This is a genomic window from Kitasatospora sp. NPDC003701 (assembly GCF_053587085.1).
This window is the reverse complement of the sequence record NZ_JBSFNM010000001.1, coordinates 229,189-254,758: the sequence shown is the minus strand read 5'-3', so window position 1 is coordinate 254,758 and position 25,570 is coordinate 229,189. Positions and strand designations below refer to the sequence as shown.

Genomic DNA, 25,570 nt, shown 5'->3' with positions numbered 1-25,570 from the left:
GCTGGCGCTGGGCCTCTTCCTCCTCGCGCTGACGCTGAGCCTCCTCCCGCTCCCGCTGGCGCTGGGCCTCTTCCTCCTCGCGCTGCCGCTGAGCCTCCTCCCGCTCCCGCTGGCGCTGGGCCTCTTCCTCCTCGCGCTGCCGCTGAGCCTCTTCCTCCTCGCGCTGCCGCGTCTCCTCCCGCTCCTGCTCCTCGCGCTGCCGCGTCTCCTCCTGGCGCCTCGCCTCCTCTTCCTCCTCGCTCCGACGCGCCTGCTCCCGCTCCTGATCCCGCTGACGCTTCTGGGCCAGAGCTCCGGAGTCGGAATCGGAGTCGGTCCTCGGCCTCTGCCCGGTCTCCGCGGTGTCGACATGGGTGAAGTCACCGGGCCCGTGGCGCTCGACCACCACGACGCGGCCGTTCTCGGGCCCGAGGACGATCACCGGCTCCGTGTCGCCGGGGGTGCGCCACCTGTCCAGCACCTCGATGCGGACGCCGAGCGCATGCGCGGCGATCGAGGCGAGGAGATCACCGGCGTCGCTCCTGCCCCGCTCCGACCAGTGCTCCACCGCCATGAGGAGCTCCCCGTGGACCTCGTTCCACGGGCCCACCTGCAGGTCGAGCCGGGTGGCCCAGCGCTCGTAGATTCCGTATGCCTCGTGCGCCAGTTCGGGATCGGCACGCAACCGTTGGTCGACGAGGTCACGCAGTGCCGCGGCCGTCGCGGTCCGGCCCTGGACCTGGTCCGCCGCATGGTCACCGAGCAGCTCCCGGAACAGCTGGGGAGCGCCGTCGACGACCGCGTGCAGGACGGAGAGTCCGTCCCGCTCCGGCGCCCCCGCCGCGTTGCCCGCGGAGGCCTCCGCGCCGAGCGGGTGCGGTCCGGCCGGTCCGGCCGACTCGGTGTGCACGGGCGCCTCCGTCAGTGCGGAGGTGCTCGACGAGCCGGCCGGCGCGGACGACGCGCCGGTCCGGACCCTGGCCGTGGGCCGGGGCGGGGGGACGTCGGCGGCCGGTACGGAGGACGGCTGGGAGCCCGTTCCGTTCGTCACCCGGTCGCCCTGGGAGGTGTTGGCCTGCTGGAAGGAGTGCCCGGCTCCGGAGCCGCCACCCGGCCAGGTGGAGCCGTTGGGCCCGTTGAGTCCATTGGGTCCATTGGGTCCGTTGGGCCCGGACAGCCACTGCGTCCCGCCGTTCGTGCCGCTGCCCGGGGGCTGCGTGCCCTGCTGGTTCGGTGGCAGGGTCGAGCCGGCGCCGCCCAGAAGCACGTCCAGGTCGAGGAATTCGTCCATCGCCGTGTCGCCGTCCGCGTCCTGGTGCGGCAGAGCGGTCGTCATGTCGACGTCGCCCGCTCCGTCCGCCCGAGGGGCGGGCGCGGGCAACGGCATATAGGCCGGCGCGTCCAGCCCCGTCTGGTCGAGGGACGGTCGGAACGAGCTGAGGACCCCGTTCCACAGCTCGCCCTCGATCCGCACACCTCCGTACTCGCCCACCCAGGTGTGCACGTCCATCCCGTTCCACCGGACCAGGCCGGGCCGGGAGGGGTTCAGCGGGTCTGCCGTGGTCACGCCGGCGCGGCGCGCCTGAAGGTACGCCTGGTCGGCGGCGTACGCCGCCTGCTCGGCCGTCCAGTGGGCGGGGAACATGGTCCGCCGGATTTCGGTGAGCGGTGCCAATCCGTGCTCGCCGCCCATGAGAACGTCCGCCGGCTGAACCAGGACGGGCTCCACGGTCTGGTAGGTGCCATTGCGGTTCCACCCACCGGGGACGTGCGACGCGAGGGGCGACGGGTGCAGGTGTCCCCCGCTGCCGTCCGGCCCGCCGTTGCGCTCCGCCTGGTGGAAGGCGGCCCGCGCAGGCAGACCGGTCGCGTCGGTGACGGTGCTCGGCGTCCGGCCCATGACCCCGTAGGCCCTGTCGATCGCCGCGCCCAGGCTGCTGACGTGACCGACCGTCAGGACTCCGGCCGGATCGCCACCGTCGGGGAGCAGTCCGGGCCGCTCGGTGTGGAAGACGGAACGGCCGATCTCGTGGGCGAGCTCGTTCGAGCTGCTGGACAGGTTCCAGCTGCGCAGGCCGAGCTGCGCGCCGCCGGGGTGAACGGCGACGCTGTGGTCCGCATGTGCCGGATTGTCCGTGAAGCGGACCGCGACCCGCAGCCGGTCACCGTTGGCCAGCCGGTGGCCGGTGTTGTAGATCTCCTGAACGCCCTGCGCCGCCCGGCCGCGCAGCTGCTCCAGGCTTCCGGCCGTGTTCGGGTCGTCCAGCCGCAGGAGCGAGGTGTCGAGGTGGAGCATCACGCTCACTTCGGTCTCGACGTCCCCGTTCGGCAGTTCGAACCGGCGTAGCGTGAAGGACCGCTCGCCTCCGGTGAGCAGCCCGTTGGCGTCCGTGTCCACGAACGAACCGACCGGCAGGAGGGTGTCCAGTTCTCGCGGGGTCTCCGTCCGGGACATGGGGCGCCCGTGCGTCTGACCCGGGTCGCCCCAGAAGTCGGTGATGACGCCGTTGTCCACCCGCACGTTCAGCCGCACTCCGAGGTACGTGCCGCGGTGGACCACCGGGGCCGGCGCCCCGGGGGCCGCCTCCCCCGCGGGCCGGCCGACCGTCGAGGTCGTGAGCAGGCGCGCCGCGTACCGGCTGTCCTCCTGCGACCACTCACGGGGGAGCCCGCGTCCCGCCTCGGCGGCCGGGGCCGGCGCGAGGTCCGCGGTCCCGTCCGGCAGCACGGCCCGGTTCACCGTCGCCGGGCGGTCGCCGGTGCCGGGCACGCCGGGCTCCCTCAGCGGGTTGGCGTCGACCGGAGGAGTCCAGCCGCCCGCCCGGCGGATGTAGCCGGACAGGTCACCGTTGGACCGCGCCGTGATCTCGGGCACGAGGGCGGTGAGCTCGACCAGTTGGTGGAGCTGCACCGAGGAGTGGGCCCCGTCCGGCGTGTCGGTGAAATCGATCCTCAGCCGGGCCAGGGTGCCTCCCGGTGCCAGGCCGCCGACCTGGGCGTCCACGACCTGCTGAACGCTCGCCCGGTAGGCCTCCACCTGCTGCGGGGACGTGTTCGGGGGCGTGACCAGGTGCACCCTGACAGCCAGTTCGATGCCGGGCTGCCCGTTGTCGAAGACGGCCCACCCGATCGTTCCCCGGAGCGGGCCGCGGTTCCCGCCGGGGGCACCGTCACCACCGGGCAGTTGCCAGTCCGAGCGCAGGTCCGGCTGCGCGGCCTCGGCGGGCCAGCGCGTGTGCCACGGCATCAGGGGCTGCTCGGCGACCGGGCGGTGCACCAGGTGCTGTCCGTCCCGGACCAGGCCCTCGATCAGCACGCCGTCGGCGAGCCCCGTCCAGTGCATGGTCCCGTCCGCACGGGTCTCGGTGTGGAAGCTGTTCCAGAAGGCCTCCCTCACCCGGGTGTGCAGGACGGTGGGCGTCCACGACTCGGGGTAGAAGGTGTGCGGCTGGTTGTCGGGGCGCCGCTGCCAACGGGTCGGCAGCTCCGCCATCGGCGAGCGCGGGTCGACCCGCGGGTCCAGGAACCAGAGGTGCGCCTGGTAGGTGCCGTTGAGGTTGTCCGTCAACCGGTCGCCCCGGACCAGGCCGCGTTCGCGGCCGGAGCCGGCGGTCGGGAGGTGGTGCGCGCCGGTCAGCGTCTGCCGGTCCCCGTAGCGGCCGAACTCCTCGACCCGGTAGCCGAGATCGCGCGGGGCGGAGGAACGCCACGGCAGGTAGGCGGGCGCCTCCAGTCCCCCCTGGTCGGCCGAGGGCCGGAACGAGAGGAACTGCTCGCCGGTCACCCGGCCGAGGCGGTCGCCACCCCTCAGCTCGCCTTCGATCCGCACCCCGGCGTACTCGCCGGTCCAGCTGTACACCGCCGGACCGAAGTCGTCCGGTCGCAGGGTGACGGCGTTGGTGCGGCGCGCGTGCAGGTACGCCTGCTCGGCCGCGTACACCGTTTCCTCCGCCGTCCAGTGCTCCGGGAACATGGTCTTCGTCGGCCTGTTGCGGGGCGGAACCACGGAGTCGTCCATCGCGGTGGGCGACGGGGGACGCGTGGTGGTCCGGGGCGGGAGGTCGACGTCACCGGCCAGGCCGGCCTGGCCCATCCGCCACCGCTCGACCGGACCCTCCACGGTGTACGTGCCGTTCCGGTGCCGCCCGCCCGGCAGCGGTTCGGGGCGGGGGCCCCGCCCACCGGGCGGCGGCGCGAGGTGGCCGCCGCTCCGGTCCGGCCCGTAGAGGGTGTTCTCGATCGTCTCGGCCGCGAACCGGGCCCGCCTCGGCAGGCGGGCGGCCGGGGGCACGGCGGCGGGTGCGCCCTGGGCGCCGGCCGGGGGCTGGGCAGCGTCCGGCCGCGGCGCACCGGTCGCGTCGGCGACCGGCCGGAGGAGCCGGTCGATCACCGCGCCGATCGCGCGCAGGTTGCGCGGGGCCAGCACCTGGGTGCTGTCGCCCACGGTGTCGCCGCCGAACGGGTTCGCCTCGTCCAGCAGGTACCGCCCGGAGGGGTCCTGGTCCTGGCTCGACATCAGGTAGCCGTCGGTGTAGGCCGTCTCGCGCCGGAAACGGCCGGACGTCCGGTACTCGTCCGCGAGCCCGAGCACGTGGCCGAGCTCGTGGGCGAGCACGTTCGACTCCAGGCCGAGGTGCCAGAGCGCCATGTGCGGCCGGACCTCCGTACCCGCGACCACCACCGTGTGGTCCGCGTTCTCGCGGGTGTCGCTGAACGCGAGCTCGACCCGCAGTTGGTCGCCGTTGGGCAGCCGCTGGCCGAGGTTGTACACGTCGTCGACCCCTTCCCCTGCGCGGCGCCTGAGCTCCGCCAACCGTCGGCCCACCGCGGGATCGGCGGTGTCCAACCCCGACGTGTCCAGGTACACGGATGTGGAGATCACCGTCCGGGTGTCGCCGTCGGACAGTTCGACCCGGCGGGCCCGGAAGGCCTGGAGGTGCTGCCCGTCCATGCCGTGGCGCAGGGGGTCGTTCTGCGGCGCGCGGACCGTCGCTTCCGCGAGCACCCGCGTCTCGGCCGGCTCCAGCCTGCCCGTCACGGCCCCGGACCGCTGGTGCGCCTCACCCCAGAAGTCGGTGATGGCGCCGTGCTCCGTGCGCACGGTGAGCCGGACGCCGGCGAATTCGCCCCGGTGGACCGTCGGAGCCGCCATGAGGAAGCCGGCCTCCCCCACCGGCCGGCCGGGCCGGTTCTGGCTGATCCAGTTCGCCGCGAACCTGCGCTCGGCGACCGTCCACTCCGGCGGCAGGCGGCGGCCCGCGTCCGGCGCGACGTCGTCGGCGAACCGGCCCTCCGGGACGTCCGACCGCCCCGTCGTGGGTCGGGGCCCGCCGGCCGGACCCGCGCCACCGGCGCCGTCCGCGGGCAGGATCGACGTCCGGTCCGGCAGGGACGCCGTCCCGGCGAGGTCGAGGGCCAGGGCACGGGGCCCGCGGACGTCCAGGATGTTGACGACGGCGGCCAGATCGCCGCTCAGCTGCGGCCCGTCCGGGCCGACCGGCACGCGCACGGCGGGCTCGGACTCGGAGGTGGTGAAGCTCAACCGCACCCGGTGGAGGCGACTGTCGAGCGCCAGCCCGGCCAGGTCCTGCCACAGGCCCGAGAAGGGGTCGTCGTCCCCCGGGCGAACCCGGTCCTCGCCCCCCTCCATAGCGCGGTCGACGCGCCGGTCGAAGAGGTGCCGCAGCTGGGCGCGGACCGTGTCGGACGCGGTGCCGGAGCCGGCGTCGACGCCTTCCAGACGCACGGTGACGGTGAGTTCGACGCCTTCCTGGCCGCTGTCGAACAGGACCCGCCGTACCCCGACCGGGTAGGTCGGCGCGTCCGGGGACCCGTCGCTGATGCGGGTCACGGTCCGGGCGCCGCTCGCGGCCGCCCCGGAGTCGTCCCAGTGCTGGTACTGGTCGTGCGGCTGGTGCGTGGTCGGTCGGTGGTAGCGGACCGTTCCGTCGGCGTCGCTGAGACCCTCGATCCGCACACCGCCCGCCTCGCCGACCCAGTGCAGGCTGCGGCCGTCGGCGGACGGCGTCGACCTGAGCGGGGTGTGGGCCGCCTCGAGCACGCGGGAGGAGATGTCGAAACCGCTCCACTTCTCGGGGTAGTACACGTGGCCCGGCTCGTTCGCGTCCCGCTGGTTGCGGGACGGGAAGCGGGTCAGCGGCGAGGCCTGGGCGACGCCCGGCGCGGGCGTCCAGTCGTGCACCCGGCGGACGCCGTTGTGCTCGACCACCGGCGGCGGCCCGGACCGGCCCCGGTCCGGTGCGATCAACGGCGAGTCGCCGCTGATCACGAGCGCCTGCCAACCGGCCCCGTACCCGGCGACGTCGAACGTCCCGGGGGTCTCCCCGGCCCGCCCGGTGGTCAACTCGTGGGTGGTGGCGGCACTGCCGTCGTAGTGGTCGACCCCGTTGTGGTACACCGTCACCGGCGTGCCGTCCAGCGGCCCGAAGCTGTTGCGCTCGGACCCGTCGTGGTTCAGCACGCGCAGGCGTACCCCGAGGGCCTGGGCCAGCGCGGGCGGGAGCATCTCACCGCTGTCGCCGGCCCACCGGGTCTCCCACTCCCGAACGGTTTCGCGAAGGCCGGCGGCCTCCACCTCCGTCACCCGGACCTGGTCCGACTGGAGGAACTCCTGGAAGTGGGCGGCGGTGCCGCGCGGCTGGGTCCCGACGAAGTCGGCGTACTGGGCCACCAGGTGGTCGGGCACCTGGGTGGCTCCCACGAGGAACAGGCGCGATCCGGCCACGATCCGGGGCGACAGCTCCGCGGTCGGTGTCCGGTCCAGGTAGTCGCCGACGGTGGCCCGCAGGCTCTCGGCGAGCAGCTCGGGCGTCGCGTCGGCGGCGACCGTCCTGCCCCGCTGGGCGAGCGCGTTGTGCACGGTGTTCGGGGCCGTGACCGCGACCGCTCGCAGCAGGCAGAGGCCGTCCCCCGGGACCGTGACCAGCCGGGGCCGCGCGGCGGCGGCCTCCGCCGCGCTCAGCGGCAGGTGGGGAAGGCCACCGTGCTCGCCGGGAAGCGGCACGGGCACGTCGAGCTGCGGCGGGAAGGTCTGGCCCGGCTCGCCCCTGACATCGGCGATCAGGCCGTTCTCCACCCGGACGCCGAGCCTGACACCGGCGTACTCGCCCTGGTGCACCCCGTCCGGGACGCCGTGCCCGGCCGGCGGGGACAGCTGCTCCAGCACCCGCACGGCCACGTGCCCGGCGTCGGCGGCGTTCCACTCGCGCGGCAGACCGGCCGACGCGGCGGTCCACTGCGGGTGGGTGATCGCCCGGGTCAGCGCTTCGGTGAGGCGGGGCCGGAGTTCGGCGACGCCGATCAGCGGCACCACCGCGGGCGGCTGCTCACCGGGCCGCAGCGGGCCCGGCTCGCGCAGATCGGTGGGGCCGTTCAACGGGAAGGCCTCGGCCAGCGCCGTGGTGAGGGGGTGTGCCTCCCGGACGAGCCGGCCGGCCTCCGTGAGGAAGGCGTCCCGGCCGCCGACGATCCCCAGGCCGCCGAGGAAGGCGGCCGGCGGGGTCGTGGTGACGGGGTCGACCGGGACCGTGGTGTAGGCGTCGGCCGGGTCGTCGGTGAACTCCAGTCGCAGCCGCACGAGCATGTCCCGGTTGCCGTCCGGACGCTGGGCCGCGGCGTCGAGCCGCTCGAAGGCGTGCCGGTCGGCCAGGTCGACCAGGCGGCGCCGGGCCTGCTGGACCTGCTCGTGCGTCATGTCGGCGGTGGGTTCGAGGTGGAGGCGCAGGGTCACGTCGAGGCCGTGCTGGCCGCTGTCGAAGAACACCCGCCGTGCCACCACCGGGCGGCCGCCGACCTGCAGCGCGGCCGGTTCGGCGTGGCCGACGACGTGGTGGTCGTCCCAGCGGTGCAGGGCGGGCTCCGGCTGGTCGGCGGTGGGCCGGTGGGCCAGGTGACGGCCGTCGCGGATCAGCCCCTCGATGCGGACGCCGTGGGACTCGCCGACCCAGTGAACGGTCCGGCCGTCCGGCAGCGGCACCCGGTTGAAGGCGTTGGCGTGCGCGGCGACCACCCGGCGGAGGACGTCCTCGGACTGCCAGGTCCGCGGGTACATCGTGCGCTCGGCCGTGTCGGCCGAGCGCTGCCAGCGGGACTCGAACTCCGCCATCGGCGAGCCCACCCGGACCCGGGGGTCGAGGAAGTGGGCCACGGCCCGGTACGTCCCGTTGTGCTCGGCCGGACCGGCGTCCACGAGCCGCACCCCGTGACGGCGCAGCAGCTCCTCCGGCGTGTGCCCGGTGGCGATGTCGGTCAGCTCGTGGTGGAGGCCGGTCAGCGTCTGGCGGTCGCCGTACCGGACGACGTCCTCGGCCCGCTGGCCGAAGGGCCCCGGCCGCAGCTGCGGCGCGGGCACGAGGGGGCCTGCCACCAGGCCGGTCTGGTCCTCCGACGGGCGGAACGAGAGGAACTCCCGCCCCGGCTCGCTGCGCGCGATCCGCACCTCGCCCTCGATCCGGACGCCCGCGTACTCACCGGTCCAGCGGTGGGTCGCGCGCTCGGGGCCGTAGGTGCCCGGCGTCCCGTCCAGGGCGAGGACGCGGTTGGTGCGGCGGGCGTCCAGGTAGGCCTGTTCGGCCGCGTAGACCGCGTCCTCCTCCGTCCAGTGCTCCGGGAAGAGGGTGCGGCGGCGGGGCTGTGCCGCGGCGGCGGCGGAGACGGCGAGGTCGCCGGCCAGCGAACCGGAGAGGTCGCCGCGAGGCCGGCCGGTGGCCGCCGGGTACTCGACGACCAGGGTGCCGTTGTCGTGCGTCCCGACGGTCCGGGTCGGGCGGACCCGCTCGGAGCCGGGCGGCGGCAGCAGATGGCCGCCGGGCTGCTCGGTGTCGCCGTACAGGGCGGAGCGGCGGGTCGCCAGGTCGAAGGCGGCCCGGGCCGGGGTCCCGCCGGGGGTCGTCTCGGCCGGCCACCGGCCGAGCGCGCCGTCGACGGCCGTGTTGAGCTCGCGCAGGTGGCGCGGCGCCAGGGCCGCGGTGGCCCGGCCGCCGTTGTCGGGGATGCCGGCGTCGACATCGATGCCGAAGCGGCCGAACTCGTCCAGGTACTGGGCGGCCATCAGCCGGCCGTCGGTGTGCCGGGCCCAGTTGAAGCGGTCGACCCTGCGGTACTCGTCCGGAAGGCCCAGCCAGTGGCCGAGTTCGTGGGCGATCGACTGGCCCGGGAGGTCGTGCCGCCACTCCACCATGTCGTCACCGCCCGGGACGGGGCCGGGGTGGAGCGTGACGGTGTTGTGCACGGCTCCGCCGGCGGGGTCGACCTCGACCCGGACGACCAGCCGATCGCCGGCGGGCAGCCGGTGGCCGACGTTGTAGACCTCGTCGACCCCTTGCTGGGCGCGTCGGGCGAGGTCGCGCACGGTCGCCTCGATGGCAGCCGGGTCCTGGACGAGACGCGAGGTGTCGACCCCGACGCGCAGGACGAGCTCGGTGGCCCGCTCCCCGTCGGGCAGGAGGCCGCGCCGCGCCTCGAAGGAACGCAGGGCACTGGCCGAGAAGATGCCCGACTCGGGGGCGTTCTGCGGCCCGCCGACGTGGGCCGCCAGGTAGCCCGGCCGGAGCGAGGATCCCGGCGCGGCGGCGAGCGGGTCCGGGCCGGGGCCGTTGAGGAAGTCGAAGGCGCCGGGGGCGTTGAGGTCGAAGGCGCCGAGGGCATGGGGGCCGAGGTCGTTGAGGTCGTTGAGGTTGTTGAGGTCGTTGAGGTCGAAGGGCAGGGCGTTGGGGTCGAAGGGGCCGAGGTGGTCGTCGGCGAGATCGAGGTCGTCGAAGAGGAGGTTCGCCAGGTGGTTCTCGGCCGGCAGGGGAACGGCCTCGGCCATGTCGACGTCGCCCTGGCCGGCCGCGAAGGGCATCAACTCGTCGGCGTCCTGGCCGAGATGGGGCGGCTGGTGCTGGCCGCTCCCGCTGCCGGAGGCACCCCCGCCCAGGCCTCCCGGCCGGTGGCTGTGGGACGGCGACGCCTCGGTCATCTCGACGTCCGAGACGTCCGAGACGTCCGAGGTGTCGGAGTGCGGCGTCCCGGGCGGCGTCTCGCCGTCGGGATCGTGCCGGTACTGGTCGATGAGCCCGTCCACGGCGCGCACCACGAACCACTCACCCCCGACCCGGCCGCTGTGGGTCGTGACGCCCGGCTGCTGCGGGTCCGGTACGCCCGGCTGGTTGGCGCGCACGAGGTGGGCGGCGTACCGGCCCAGCTCCCGGGACCAGTCCGCGGGCAGCGCCGGGTCCGCGTGCAGGAGGGAGGAGGGACCGAAGGAGGCGTCGACGTCGCTCCGGAAGGCCCGCAACTGGTCGGTGGTGGGCGGGCGCTCGGCCGTCCCCGGCGTGCCGGGCTCGCGCAGCGGGTCGGCCGCGACGGAGGGGAGCAGCCGCCAGCCGGTGGCCGGCGCCTCGTCGGCGAGGTCGCGGATGTATCCGGGAATGTCCCCGGCCGCCGCCTCGATGAGGCGGGGCAGCAGCGCCTGGACGTCGATGTCGTCGTCGTGCGGGACCCGCAGGCTGGAGTGGGCCCCGGCCGGGTCGTCGGTGAACACCACCCGGAGCCGGACCAGGGGCTCGTCCCCGGTGGACAGGCTGTCGAGGTGCGCGTCCAGCGACTCCTGCACCTCGGTCCGGTACCGGGCCCGCTCCTCGGGGGTCGAGCCCTCGGTGCGCAGGTGCACGGCGGCGGACAGCTCGATGCCCAGCTGGCCGCTCTCGAAGCGAATGTGACGGATCGTCACCGGAATGTCGCTGTCGGGGGTGACGGTCGTGTGCCGCACGGCCGACCGCGCTGCCACGGCGTCGTGACGCCACTCCGGGTGCGCCTGCTCCGGCTGGTGCACCGTCGGGCGGTGGGCCAGGTGCAGGCCGTCCCGGGTGAGCCCCTCGATCTGCAGCGGCAGCGCCTCCCCCGGGAGGTGCGCCAGGCCGACCCAGCGCTCGGTCCGGCCGTCCGGCAGCCGCTCGACGGTCGCGTCCCGGTGGGCCTCGTGCACCGCCTGCTCGACCCGGGAGGGCAGCCAGGTGTCGGGGTAGAAGGTGTGGGTCTCCCGGTCCGCGCGCCGGTACCAGTGGGACGGCAGTTCGGACTCCGGGGAGCCCGCTTCCACCATCGGGTCGAGGAACCAGACCGCCGCCCGGTAGGTGCCGTTGCCGTTGGTCTCCACCCGGTCGTCGACCTCGACGCCGTACCGGCGGGCGGACTCCTCGGTCGGCCGGTGGTGGGCGCCGTCCATGGTCTGCCGGTCCCCGTACAGGGTCAGGTCGGCGATCCGCTGGTCGAACGGCTGGCCGGTCCGCCGGTGCGGCAGGTAGTCGGGCGTCTCCAGCCCGCGCTGGTCGTCCGCCGGGCGGAACGAGACGAACGCGGAGCCCCGCAGCTCGCCCTCGATCCGTACGCCGCCGTACTCGCCGGTCCACCGGTGGCCGAGGCCGCTCTCGCGGATCCCGCCGTTGCGGCGGGCGTCGAGGTAGGCCTGCTCGGCCGCGTACACCGTCTGCTCGGTCGTCCAGTGCTCCGGGAACATCATCCGGGTCAGGCGGGACCGGCCGGGCGTGTTGTCGTCCGAGGCGCGTCGCGGTGCCTCGGAGGTCTCGTCCCCCAGGCCGACCGTGGTGCGGATCCGCGCCCGGTAGGTGCCGTTGAGGTTCTCCGAACCCGGGACCGGCTCCGGCCGCTGCTGCGCGGCGCCCGGTCGCGGTGCGAGGTGGCCGGTCTCTCCCGGCCGGAGGCCGGACAGGGCCTCCTGGCGCGTCTCCAGGCGGAACAGCGCCCGGCGCGGCAGGCCGTCGGAGCCGAACCGGTCGGCGTTCGACCGGCCGTCCGCGTGCCAGGCGCCGTCGATGACGGCCCCGAGCTGACGCAGGTTGCGCGGCTGCAGGAAGCGTTCCCGGTTCTCGGTGTCGCCGCCGAACGGGTTGTCCTGTTCGACCTGCACACGGCCGGACCGGTTGATGTACGTCCCGCCCATCAGACCACCGTCCGGGTACACCGCGCGTGCCCCCTCCGCGGCGTCGCGGTACTCGTCGGGCAGGCCGAGCTGGTGCCCGAGTTCGTGGACGAGGGTCGTCTCGGTGGTGTTCAGCCCCCAGGTGAGGTTGTCCGCCCGTTCGAGGTGGGTGAGCACCTCGACCGTCACATGGGGGTCGTCGTCGGGGTCGACGAACTGCAGCCGCACGCGCAGCCGGTCGCCGTCGGGCAGCCGCTGGCCCCGGTTGAACAGGCGGTCGACGCCGTCGTGCGCCCGCTGCCGCAGGTCCTCCAGCCGCTGGGCGGATCCCGCGAGCGACAGGTCGACGTCCGCCACGTCCAGGGTCACCCGGATCGTCAGCAGGGTCTCGCGGTCACCGCCCGGCAGGTCGTTGCGGTGGATGTCGAAGCCCTGGTGGCGCTGAGTGCTCTCCAGCTGGAGCGCGGCGTCGTGCAGCGGGACGACCCGGACCGGGGCGTCCCGGGCCCAGAAGTCGGTGATCCGGCCGTCCTCCAGCCGGATCTCGATCCGCTGCCCGGCGAACTCGCCGCGGTGGAACACCGTCCCCGTGCCGGCCGGGAGTTCGCCCCGGCGCTCGGCGTCGGCCATGATCCGGTCGGCCGCGTACCGGGTCTGCTCGACCGTCCAGGTCTCGGGCAGGCCGCGGCCCGCCCGGTCGGAGAGGTCCCGGGTGGGCCAGTGCGGGAACGCGTCCTCGGCGCCCGCCACCCAGTGGACCCCCGGCGCGACCTCGACCCCTGCGGGCCGCTCCAGCAGGTACCCGGGGTGCCGCTCGGCCGGAGGCAGGACCAGGGCGTGGGCCGCCTCGTCCAGCCGCGGCGCGACGGCTTCGAGCCGCCGTTCCGCCCGCTCCATGCCCTGGGTGTTGACGCCGCGCAGGAACGGCGGCACCAGCTTCGTCGAGTCCGCGTGCCGGGCGGTCGGCATGTCAACCCGGAACGAGGCCGCCGCGGGGTCGTCGGTGAACCGAACGTCCACCCGGACCAGGCCCGGGAGGCCCACCTCGCGCCGGTCGACCAGGTCGACGAAGCCCGTGATGAACCGGCGGACGTAGTCCTGGCGGCGTGCCAGCACCTCCGGTGCGGTCCCCTCCGGCACGCGCACGTGCACCCGGGTGACAGCCTCGAAGCCCTCCTGTCCGCTGTCGAACAGCACCCGCCGGACCGACTCGATCCCCAGCCGGCCCCGCCGGTCGGTCCCCTGGTTGTCCGAACGGTGGACCACACCGTCCTCGCTCCAGGCCCGGTACGGCGCGTGCGGCTGGTCCGGCGTCGGGCGGTGCGTGAGCAGGGTCCCGGCCGCGTCCCTGGTCCCCTCGATCCGCACGCCGCCGGACTCGCCGACCCAGTGCGTGCGGCCGTCCGCCAGTGGCGTCTCCCGCAGCGGCAGCCGCGACGCGGCGCGCGCGTGCGCGAGGGCCGTGTCGGCCGTCCAGTCCCTCGGGTAGTAGACGTGCCCCGGGACGTTGTCCGACCGGAGCCAGCTCGACGGGAAGTGGGCGAGCGGCGAGCCCTCGTCGACGTGGGGCGACAGCGACCAGTCGTGGACCCGTACCGTCCCGTTGTGCTCCACCACCGGCTCCGGGCGCGGCGGGCGGTGCTCCGGGCGCATCAGGCCGGCCGGCGTGCCGTCGTCGTGCCGCGGCCGGTGCCAGAGACCGTCCAGGTCCAGGTGCAGCGAGGGGGCCGGCTCGGGCAGGGCGTGCGCGGCCGGCACGGTCGGGTCCAGCATCCGGAGGGTCGAACCGCCGACGGGGCGCGGCAGGTGGTACTGGGGTTCGAAGACCTGGTTCGGCTTCCCGTAGTAGTCGATGATCTCGCCGTTCTCCAGCTCCACCCGGAGCTCGGTGCCGGCGAAGCGCCCGACGACCGAGGCCGTGATGCCGGGCGGGAGCTGGGCCCGCTCCACCACCTGTGCCGCCGCGTACTGGCTCTCCCGCACCGTCCACTCGGGGGGCAGGCCCCGGCCGGCGGCGGGGCCGGCCGGGAAGGCCTCGGCCGGTGCTGCCAGCGTGTCCATCCGGGACTGGGTCGGCGGGCGCTCGCCGGTGCCCGGGGTGACCGGGACGTGCAGCGGTGACTCGGGTTCCCGCGGGGCGCCGGTGAGGCGGTCGTCCCAGGTGATCGGATGCTCACGGGTCAGTTCGGCGACCCGATCGCCGAGGTCTCCGAGGCGTCCCCGGAGACTGTTCGGGAACATCAGCTCGCTGTTCGGCAGCGGCCGCGCCGCCACCTCCAGGTCAAAGGGCCCGTCGACGAATTCGAGCACCACCCGGACCGGTCGACCGGGGAGCGACGTCCCGGCGTAGTGGTCCGCCATCGCCTGGAGCGCGTCCCGCTGGCTGGAGTTCGTCCCGGCGCGGTCCACCTGGACGCGCAGTTCGGTGCGCAGCGAACCGTCGGCGAGCAGGTCGCGGTGGAAGGTGGTGGACATGTTGCGGTCGCCGTCCATCATCGGGTGGGCCCGGAAGCTCGCCACGACCGCGGTCCCGCCGAGGTTCCGGAACGGCTGCCAGCCGGTCGGCCGGTGGACGAGGTGCTGGCCGTCCCGGAAGATGCCCTCGATCCGGACACCGCGGGCCGTCCCGATCCAGTGCAGGCTCCCGTCCGGCAGCTCTCGGGTGTGAAGCCTCGACTCGAAGGCCCGCCCCACGTAGCCGAGGAGCTCCTCGGGCCCCCAGTCCCCGGGGTAGAACGTCCGGCTCGGCTCGTCGGTGCGGCGGAACTCGCGGGTCGGGAACTCGCTCAGCGGTGCGTGCGGCGCGACCGCGGGGTCCAGGAACCAGACGGTCGCCCGGTAGGTGCCGTTGGGGTTCCGCTGCACGGGCTCGTCGATGCGCAGGCCGTGGTCGGCCGGCGTCATGCCCCGGTGGTGGTGGACGCCGGTGAGGGTGTGCCGGTCCCCGAAGCGGGTCAGGTCCTCGACCCGGTGGCCGAAGCCCGACGCGTTCCGGTGCGGTGCGGCGGACGGTGCCACGAGCCCGTGCTGGTCGTCGGAGGGCCGGAAGGAGGTGAACGCGTTCCCCCGGATGTCGCCCTCGATCCGCACCCCCTCGTACGTGCCGGTCCAGTGCTGCGAGCCGAAGTCGTCCGTGCTGACCCCGCCGTTGCGGCGGGCGTCCAGGTACGCCTGCTTCGCCGCGTACACCGCGTCCTCGGACGTCCAGTGCTCGGGGAACATCGTCCGGATCCGGCCGGGCCTCCCCACGGCCAGGTCGTCCGCCGCCCGGCGCCCGCCCGGGGGGTCACCGGCGTCGGCGAGGAAGGTGCCGTTGGGGTTCTCGGACCCGGGCAGCCGGCGCAGCGGGCGCCGCTCGGAGGCCGGCGGCGGCGTCAGGGGCCCGCCCCTGCCGTCCGGACCGTCGTGCAGGGAGGCCCGCAGCACGGCCTCGTCGAAGGACGCGCGGACCGGGGCCCCGCCGGGTTCCTGGAACCGGGGTGCGGTCTCGAAGACCCGGTCGAGCACCGCGCCCAGCTGGTCCAGGTTGTGCGGCCTGATCCCGACCGCGGGGCTGTCGGTCCCGTTCTCCAGTCGGGGGTGATCCGCGTCGTACCAGACCCGGTTGTGCCGGTCGAGCGCGGGAGCGGTCATGAGCCCGAGCTCCGGGTAGACCGGGCGGGGACCGTCCTCGGCCCGGCGGTACTCGTCCCCGAGGCCGAGCAGATGGCCGATCTCGTGGGCGATCGCCCTCGGCCGGGTGTGCACGCCCCAGTTCAGCGCGCTCTCCTGCGGCTGGTCGAGCAGGACGTTGACGGTGTGGTGGGCGTCCCGCGGGTCGTCGACGAACCGGACCGCGACCTCCAGCACATCGCCGTTGGGCAGTCGCCGGCCCTGGTTGAAGACCTCCCGGAGGCCCGCCTCCGCGTTGAGGCGCAGGCGGTCGAGGTTGCGCCCGATCTCGACGGCGCCGCCTTCCAGATCGAGGGGGTTCAGGTGCACCCGGACGGTCAGAATGGTCCGGGTGTCGCCACCGGGTGCGTCCTCCACCCGGTGGGCCTCGAAGGACTGGACGAACTGGGCCTGGAGCGAGCGCAGGAACCGGTCGGCGGGCGGACGCACCTCCGCCGTGTCCAGGACCCGGGCCGGCACGGGTACCGGCTCGGCCGACGCCTGGTCGCCGAGGCGCTGGCCCGGCGCGGCCCAGAAGTCCCTGATGGTCCCGCGTTCGACCAACAGCCTGATCCGGGCGCCGGCGTACTCGCCTTCGACCATCCGAAGGACCCGCGAGTTCCGCTGGTCGGCCGGGGTGTCCTGGAAGACCTGGTGCGCGGCGTGCCGGCGGTTCTCCGCGGTCCACGCCTCGGGCAGGCCGAGGCCGTCGGAGGCCCCCCGCGCGAGCCGGAACAGCGAGCCGGTGTCCTCGTCCACGGGCACGTGGACGACGCCGGGCGCCGCCTCCACCGCGGGGTCGTGCAGGCGGAACATCGGCGCGTAGTCGGGGTCCATGCCCTGCCGCGCGGCACTGGTGGCCTCGGACACGGCGTCCACCAGCTCGGCGGCCCGTTCCGGCCGGAGCTCCGGCGGCAGGTGGTGGATGAGGTTCCGCCGGTCCCCGGAGTGGACGGGCGTCGTCCAGTCGGCGTTCCGCGGGTCCTCGGTGAACTCCAGCGACAGCGCCAGTCGCCGGTCTCCCGCGGGTTCGTCGGGGTCCGAGTGACCACGGTAGGCGTCGAAGTGCCGGCGGGCCTCGTGGGCCAGCCGCTCCTGGACGTGGTGGACCTGCTCGGGCGTCATCCCGTCGGCCGGCCTCAGACGGATCCTGAGGGTGACCAGGTGGACCTCGTGGCCGCTGTCGAGGAGGCGCCATCGTCCGCCCATCGGCTGCCCGTCGACCACCACCTCCCGCTCGCCCGACCGGAAGAGCTCGCGGCTCTCCCGCCAGTACGGCCGGGGGTCGGCCCGGAGCTCTGCCGGCCCGTGCGCCACGACCCGGTCCCCCTGCGAGATGCCGGTGATCGGCAGCCCGTCGAAGCCACCGAACCAACGGGTCCGGCCGCCCCCCAGGTCGAAGCGGAGGCTCATCGGGTCGGCCGCGGCCGTGGCGGCCGCACGGGCGGCCTGCTCGGGCGTCCAGTCCTCGGGGTAGAGCAGGTGCCCGCGCGGGTCCGCGGGGGCCTGCCAGCGCGACGGGAACCGGGACAGCGGCGCCCCCGGCTCCACGTCCCGGTCGAGCACCAGGACCTCCGCCTGGCGGGCGCCGTACTCGGTCTCCTCCATCACGCCGGAGAACCGCACGCCCCGGCGCCCCGCACCCGGCAGGCCGCCGCGGGTCGACCGGTCCGGTCCGGGCTCGGCCGCCGTCGGGCCGCCCTGGTCGGTGGAGGGGCGGAACGAGGCGAACCCGCCCGCGCCGTCCAGCTCGCCCTCGATCCGGACACCCTCGTACTCGCCCTGCCAGCGGCGGCCGCTCGCGGTCTCCTCGACCCCGCCGTCGCGGCGGGCGTGCAGGTACGCCTGCTCGGCCGCGTACACGGCGCGCCCGGCGGTCCAGCGGTCCGGGAACAGGGTGCGCTCCCCGCCCCATTCCGTTCGTACCAGCACGGTTCCGTTGGCGTGGCGCTGTATCACCCGGTCCGCGCCGCTCGCGTCCGGGTGGAGGGCGGCCGGCAGGTGGCCCGGCGTCCCGGGGTCTCCGGTCAGCGCGGCGGTGCGGACCGCCTCGGTGAACACCGCCCTGGCCGGCAGGGGCAGGGAGTCGCTCCGGAAGGGCCCGCCCGAGACCTGGTCCGCGACAGCGCCCAGCGCGGTCAGCCGCTCCGGTGTCAGCGCCGGGACGACCCGGGACGACCCGCCGCCCGGGTGCGCCTCGACCGGCAGGTCGAAGGCGCGGGCCAGCTGGTGGACCACGTGCTCCTGGGAGATCCCCAGGTGCCAGTTCCGCTCGTTCTGACGGGTGCTCCGGTCGTGCAGGCGCACCGTGCGGTGGGCGTCCGCACCGGACTCCACGAACTCCACCCGTACCCGCAGCAGGCTGCCGTCGGGCAGCCGGTGGCCGGTGTTGAACAGCGCGGCGCCGGCCCTGATCCGGTCCTCCAGCGCGTTCAGCGCGGCCGTCCGGTCGATCGGCTGTCGCCGCGCATCGTGCGTCGGCAGGGCGGAGCGGTCCAGGTGGGTGCGCAGCACGAGGACGGTGGCGTCCTCCCCGTTGGCCAGGGTGCCCCGCCGCAGCTCGAACCGCCGGTGCGGGCCGCCGACCGGGGTGACCTCGGCCGAGGTGTGACCCGGCGCCAGCCCGGTGGCGAACTCGTGGGTCAGCGGAGCCGAGACACCGGCCGACGAGGACGAGGAGGACGAGGAGGACGACTCGCCCTCCACGTCGCCGGGGTGCCGGGGGGCCGCGGGGGCCCGCACCGGCTCGGGGACGGGATGGGTGTGCTGGGGCGCGAGCTCCTGCCCCGGCACGCCGCGGTAGTCCACGACCCGGCCGCCCTCGGTCCAGACCTCCATCCTGACCCCGTTGAACGCACCCTCGTAGAGCCGCCGACCCGGCATCTCCGGATCCGGCCGCCCGCCGCCCTTCGACGTCACCTCCGCCGCCGCGGCCATGGCCTCGATCTCCCTCCACGCCGGAGGAAGGCCACGGCCCGCGCCCTCCGGGAGGGGGTCCACGAAGCCGTGCCTGAGGATCGTCTCCAGGTCCGTCATCTTGCTGACGGTCGCGGGGCGTTCACCCGTGCCGGGCTCGGTGAGCTCCGGGGCCGCCGGGCGCGGGCGCGGGTTCGCGGCGCCCGGCCGGTCCGTCCAGCCCGTCCTCGGGGCGCCGTCGCCGAGCGCGCCGGCCAGCTCCCGGAACGGGCGGCCCGGAACGTCGACCAGCTCGGGCAGGAACCTCCGCAGGTCGAGCACGTCCGTGTCGGCCTCCCGGCGGATCAGGGTGCTGCTGTGGGCGTCCTCGGCGCTCCGGGTGAACTCGATCGTCAGCCTCACCGGCGCACCACCGTCGGTGTGCCGGTCCCGGACGTAGGCGTCGGCCGCCCGCTGGAGGTCGCTCTCGACGGTGCGCCTCCGCACGTCCTCGGTGCCCCCCTCGAAGCTCAGGTGCACCTTGGCGGTGAGCTCGATGCCCTCCTGGCCGTTGTCGAGCCGGGCGTGCCGGACGGTCACCCCGTGGCCGCCGGGGGCGGTCTCCACCCGGGCCGGTGCGGACCTCGCGAGCACGTTCTCCTCGCGCCAGTGGGCGAGCGGCTGCTCGACGGTCGGCCGGTGGACCAGGTGGAGCCCGTTGCGGGTGATCCCCTCGATCCGGACGCCGTCCGCCTCGCCCACCCAGTGCTCGGCCGAGCCGGGCCGGGGCCGGGGTCCGATCCGTGCCGCGTGCGCGGCGTACGCGGCGTCGACGGCGGCCAGGACGCGGTTCCGGTCCCAGGCGTCGGGGTACATCGTGTGGGCCTCGCCGTCGGGGCGGCGGTGCCAGCGCGATTCGAAGTTGGCCAGCGGGGCGCCGGGGGACACGGTGGGGTCGAGGAACCAGACCCTGGCCTGGTAGGTGCCGTTCTCGTGCGCCTGCCCGACCCGCGTCACCTCGATGCCGTGGACCCTGGCGGCCTCCGCGGTCGGTGCGTGGTGGACGCCGGTGAGGGTCTGCCGGTCGCCGAAGCGGGTGTGTACGTCCGTTCCCAGCCCGAACAGCCGGTTCGCGGGTCGGGCCGGCTCGTGCGTCGGCGTGACCAGGCCGCTCTGGTCCTCGGAGGGCCGGAAGGCGCCGAAGTGGCCCCTGGTCACCTCGCCCTCGATCCGCACGCCGCCGTACTCGCCGACCCAGTGGTGCGAGCCGCCGCTCTCGGTGATCCGACCGGTGCGGCGGGCCGAGTGGTAGGCCTGCTCGGCCGCGTACACGGCGTGGTCCGCCGTCCAGTGCTCGGGGAACATCGTCCGGCGGCCCGGCGACCCGCCGGCGGGAGCCGGCCGGGGTGCCGTCACGAGGTCGCCGGCCGACGCGTCGGTGATCACCCGCGGCTCCGCGGCCGGGGTCTCGACCCGGAAGGTGCCGTTGCGGTTCACCGGCTCGTTCGCCCGCACCGGGCGGGGCCGGTCCGAGCCCTGACCCGGGTACAGGTGGCCGCCGGTGCCGTCGTCGCCGCCGAACAGCGCCGTGCGGCGGGCCTGCTCGCCGAAGCCGGCCCGGGGCGGCACGGCGCCCGGGGCGTCCGGACGGACCGGCACCCGGAGCGCCGCGTCGACGACGGCGCCGAGGTCCCGCAGGTAGCGAGGCGGCAGACCCAGCGGGGAACGGCGGGCGGCCGAGAGGCCCAGGTGGTCCATGTCCACCTGGAACAGGCCGAACCGGTCCAGGTGGTCGGCGGTCATCAGCGCGCCGTCCTCGTAGACGGGCCGCGGGCCGTGGTCCGCCTCCCGGTACTCGTCGGGCAGGCCCAGGTTGTGCCCGAGTTCGTGGGCCAGAGTCCGCTCGTTCGTCGTCAGGCTCCACTCCCCCGAGTTCTCCCGGTCGAGCGTGCGGTGGACGACGACCGTGTGGTGGGCCTCCTCCGGGCTGTCCACGAACTCCACCCGGACCTGCAGCAGATCGCCGTTGGGCAGCCGCTGGCCCCGGTTGAACTGCTCGCCGACACCGCGCCCCGCCCTGTCCCGCAGCGCGGTCAACGCGGTCCGGGTGGCCGCGTCCAGGCCCGCCCCCGGGGCGGACTCCAGCCGCGAGGTGTCCAGGTGCATGCGCAGGGTCAGCGCCGTCCGGGTGTCCCCGCCGGGGAGTTCGACGCGCTCGGCCTCGAACGACTGCCACCCGCGGTCCGACAGCGTGCGCAGGAAGGCGTCCCCGGGCGGGCGGACCTCGGCGGTGGCGAGCACCCGGTGCGGGCCGGTCTCCGCCGTGTGCCGCGGGGCTCCGTCACCGGTGCGGACGCCCCAGAAGTCGGTGATCCGGCCGTTCTCGACCCGCACGGCGACGTCGACGCCGGCGACCCTCCTGATGCGGACCGGCGGGGCCTGCGCCCCGGTGGCCAGGAGGTCCGCTCCGCCGCCCTCCACGGAGCGCGCGACCACGTCGGCCGCGAACCGGGCCTCCTCGGTGGTCCACTCCGGCGGCAGCCCCCGGTGCGGCTTGTCCCAGGCCTCCTCGGTGAAGGACTCCCGCAGGCGGGGCAGCTGAGCCGCCATGGCGTCCGTGGACCGGGGCAGCGGCTCGTCCTGACGGACCGTGCCGGGCTCGCGCAGGCTGCCGCGCACCGGTTCCGGGATCGCGGCCGGCGGGGCGAACGGGTCCGGCTGGGTCTCGGTCGGCCGGTGGGTGAGGATCCGGCCGTCCCGGCTGAGCCCCTCGATCCGGATGCCGTAGGCCTCGCCGACCCAGTGCACCGTCCGGCCGTCGGCCAGCGTCACCTGCCGGGCCGGGTTGGCGGCCACCTCCCACGCCGCGGTCGTGGTGTGCCCGATCGTCCAGCCTGCGGGGTAGCGCATCGGCGCCGGCGCGTCGGCCGGCCGGTGCCAGCGGCTCGGGAACGCGGCCAGCGGCGAGTCCGCCGGCAGGGCCGGGTCCAGGAACCAGACCTCCGCGCGGCCGGTGCCGTTGACGTGGAGGGTCTGCGGATCGACCGGGCCGGCGTGGACGCCGAGTGCGAGCGCCGTCTCGAAGTCGACCTCGTGGTGGACGCCGGTCATGGTCCGCCGGTCGCCGTAGTCGGCGATCCGGCCCAGCTCGGCCGCTTCGGCGGGCGCGGGCCGGTTCGGCGCGTAGTCCGGGGCGGTCAGCCCGTGCTGGTCGGTCGAGGGGCGGAAGGAGGTGATCAGGCCGTCCTGCTGGTTCCCCAGGATCCGCACTCCCGCGTACACGCCCGCCCAGCGGCGGTCGGTCGGCTGCAGGCCGCGGGCCACCGCGTCGAGATGCGCCTGCTCGGCCGCGTACACGGCCTCTTCCGCCGTCCAGTGCGGCGGGAAGAGCGTCATGTCCGTCATGCCGTCGTCCGTCTGCAGGCGCAGGGTGCCGTTGGGGTTCCGGTGGTACTCCCCGCCCGGGTGGGCCTCCCGCAGCTCGGACGTCAGCAGCCGGCCGGTCCCGTCGTCCTGCCCGTACAGCGAGGCGTCGCGGACGTGCGGCTCGATGGTGGGGCGCGGTGCGGGCGCGGCGCCCGCCGCCCCGGCCGCCGGGGCGAACGCGCCGTCGACGGCGGCGCCCACCTCGCGCAGCCCGTGCGGCACCGGGCCCTGCACCGCCCGGCGCCCGCCGGGGGCGTTCTCCCCGTGCGTCTGCCGGTGCTGCTCCCGCAGGCCGAGGGCGTGGCCGATTCCGTGGGCGAGCACGTCGCGACTCGCCCCCAGGCTCCAGTTGACCCCGTCCTGGCGGACGGTGCCGGCGTGCAGCTTCACCGTGTGGTGCGGGGCGTCGGGCGCGTCGACGAACTCGACCCGGACCCGGAGCACACTGCCGTCCGGCAGCCGGTGGCCGGTGTTGTACGCGTCGGCCACGGCGGCCGCGGCCCGCTCGCGCAGGGCCTCCACGGCACGCTCGGACGGCGCGCGGAGCCCCGTGGTGTCCAGGTGGGTCCGCAGGACGAGCTCGGTCGCCCGGGTGCCGTCCGGCAGGGTGCCGCGCCGGGCCTCGAACGGCCTCGGTGCGGGGGCGTCCCCGGGCCCGGCGGGGCGGTGGACGTGGGCCGTGGTGAAGTCCGGCGCGAGGTGCGAGAGGGCCGGCACGGGCACGACGCCCTGGCCCTCGCCACCGTGCGGCGGGAGCACCGTGGGCGTCAGGGGGTCCGTGGTGTTCCCGGGGACGACGGGGTGGACCGGGGTGAGCGGCGGCGTCGCGGCCGACTGGTCGGCGAGGTCGGTGGACTCGGTGGGTTCGGGGGCCTCTGGCGCCTGCCTGGGCGCGCGCGGGGCCGTCGGCCGCGGCTCGGTGGTCGAGTCCTGCCCGGCGTCCGCCTGCGGCTTCCCGGACTTCGGGGCCGGGCGGAGGTCGTCGGTCAGCAGCGGGGGCGGCGTCGGCACCGGCGGCTCGTCGCCCGGGGTGCGGCGGTCGCGGGTGGGCTCCTGGCCGAGCAGGACCGACGCGATGCTCTCGGTCTGCCGTGCGGGCCCGGTGCGCGGCGGCTCCTGCGCCGGGTGGCGTCCGTCGGCGTCGGGGTCGCCCGGGGGGCGCGGCGTGGGCGCGTGCGGCGGCGGGGCGACCGGGGCGGTCCGGTCGGACGAGGTGGTGGAAACGGGCGCCGGGCGGCTGACGTCCTGGTGCCCGCCGGTCGCCGTCGCCGTGGCGGTCGCGGTCCGCTGCTGTCCGGGCTCGTTCGGCCCGTCGGTCCGGTTGTGCTGGACCGGCGGCAGGTCGGTGGCGGACTGGGTGGGCCGCGGCGTCGGCCGGCCTGGCGTGCCGGGCTTGGGGGCGTCCTGCCGCGGTGCGTCGGACTTCGGCGCGTCCGGCTTCGGGCCGGCCGCCGGGTCGTCGTGCGACTGCACCCGGACGGGCGGCGTGGTGGCCGGCTTGTCGTTCGACGCCAGGTGCTCGCCGGCGCTGGAGGTCCGCGACGGCCTCGCCGGCGGGGGCGTGGCGGGGGCGTCGTGAGCTCCGAGGTCACCGAGGAAGTGCAGCCCGGCCAGGCCCGTCGGCTCGTGCGCGGAGCGCTCGTCCGCGAGGAAGTCGGCGTACTGCAGCAGCGACTGCGTCCACTCGGCGACCTCGTGGTCGGCCTCCGGTGAGGTGATCTTCCGCCCCGAGGCCGTGCCGATGTTGTGGGCCACGTCCTCCAGCGAGTTGATGTGCTTCAGGTGAGCGGCCTCGTAGGCGCTGCTGTGGCCCAGCCGGGGCACCGGGAACGGCACGACCTTGCCGGACGCGAGGCAGGCCAGGGCGGCGAAGTTGATCGGGTGCCAGGGCGGGAAGTACTTGGACGCCCCCTCCTCCACCGCCGCGTGCTGGGTCGTCTGAACCCAGTTGGAGTACCTGTGCATCAGCGGGCCGGCACCGAGGTGCATGACGTGGCCCATGATCCCGGTCATCATGCCGCCGACGAAGCTGCCCCCGGTGACGGTGAACTCGTGGTTCTCCCCGAAGGTGAGGTTGTAGGTGCCTTCGGTGAGGACGTTCTGCACGCCGGACTTGATGTACCCGCCGACCGCCATTCCGAGCTTGTACCCCTTGTTCCCCGCGCCCATCTGCTCGGCGAGCGCGGGCAGTTCATGGGTCAGCAACCTCGTCTGGCGCGCGGAGAGCTTGTCCGCGCCCTCGTGCGTGAGGACGTCTCCGAGCGCGCCCTTGACGCCGCCGAGCCGCTCCAGGCTCTTCGCCCCCCAGTTGGAGGCGAAGGCCTGGCCGAACTCCTTGCCGAGCGACTTGGCGACCGTGTCGCCGAGTTCCTTGCCGAAGTGCTTGGTGAAGATCTTCTCCATCTCCTGGACGAAGATCCCGGAGAGCGCGTCGGTGCCCTTCTTGCCGAAGCCGTGGTGCAGCTGCTCGGTGGCCGCCTCCATCAGGCTGCCGAGGTCGCGCGCGAAGGCCTTGGCGGCGGCCTTCTCCTGCCCCGTGAGCGAGTGGGCCGCCGCGCTCGCCAGCGCCTCCTTCTCGGCCCCCTTGGCCGCCGCACCCGCGGTGCTCGCCAGCGCCTCCTTCTCCGCGGCCTTGACCGCGGCACCCGCCGTGCTCGCCAGCGCCTCCTTCTCCGCGGCCTTGACCGCCGCGCCCGCCGCGCTCGCCAGCGCCTCCTTCTCGGCCCCCTTGACCGCCGCGCCCAGCGTGCTCGCCAGCGCCTCCTTCTCGGCCCCCTTGACCACCGCGCCCAGTGGGCCCTTCAGCCCCTCCTTCTCCGCGGCCTTGGTGGCCGTCTCCAGCAGGGCCTTGAGACCCTGGATGTCGCCGTGCACCAGGTAGTTGCTCAGCTGGTCGGCGAGCAGCCGGCCACCGCTCTTGCCGAGGAGCCTCCCGAGCAGCTTGCCGAGCCCCAGTCCGAAGAGCTCCAGCGGGCCGCCGAGCACACCGCCGATGAGGCCGAAGAGGACCGCCTGCTTGGTGTACTCCTTGTCGACGTGGTCGCGGTTGCCCTGCCCGATCTGGAGGTTCTGGATGATGCCGTCCATCAGCAGACCGCCCACGATGCCGGAGAACGTGTGCATCGCGATGGTCTTGAGCAGGTACTTCATCAGCGCCGTGAGCGCGACCTTGGTGAGCAGCTTCCTCAGCACCAGGCCGGACAGGCTGGCCCCGAAGCTGAACGGCGCCCAGAAGATCGCCAGCGCGATCTCGACCATCAGCTGCACCAGCTGGGCGATCGCCATCCACTTGGTGTACTCGACCGCGTTGGCCACGTCGCCGGCGCAGGCTGCCAGCGCCTTGGCGGTCTTCTCCGCCGCCCCCACGTAGTCCTCGGTGCTGCTGTCGGTCTTGCCGACGAACGAGTTCATCTGCCAGAGGAACGACTTGGCGGCCTGACCCTCGACGTGGCCCTTGCAGTGCTCCGTCACCCTGATGATCAGGTCGCGCAGCTCGGGCAGCTCCTTGGACAGCAGCTCGTAGCTGTCCCGCAGCTCGCGCAGGTCTCCCTCCTTCACCTCCGGCCAGGGCATGCCGGTGATGATGGTGAAGAACCGTGCTGTCGAGGCGTTGACCTCGATCGACGAGTGGGGCACGTGCTGCCTGCCGTTCCGGTCGTTCCAGGGGCGCCTGCGCGC

The 25,570-nt window shown here is 74.9% G+C and carries 1 protein-coding gene; it reads right to left on the bottom strand.

Annotation, left to right across the window (positions count from 1 at the left end; all coding sequences use genetic code 11):
- On the bottom strand, positions 1-25,528 hold a 25,528-nt coding region (locus tag ACWDRR_RS01035; RefSeq protein WP_449770042.1), incomplete at its 3' end, for an EndoU domain-containing protein.
- Positions 25,529-25,570 lie beyond the last annotated feature (42 nt).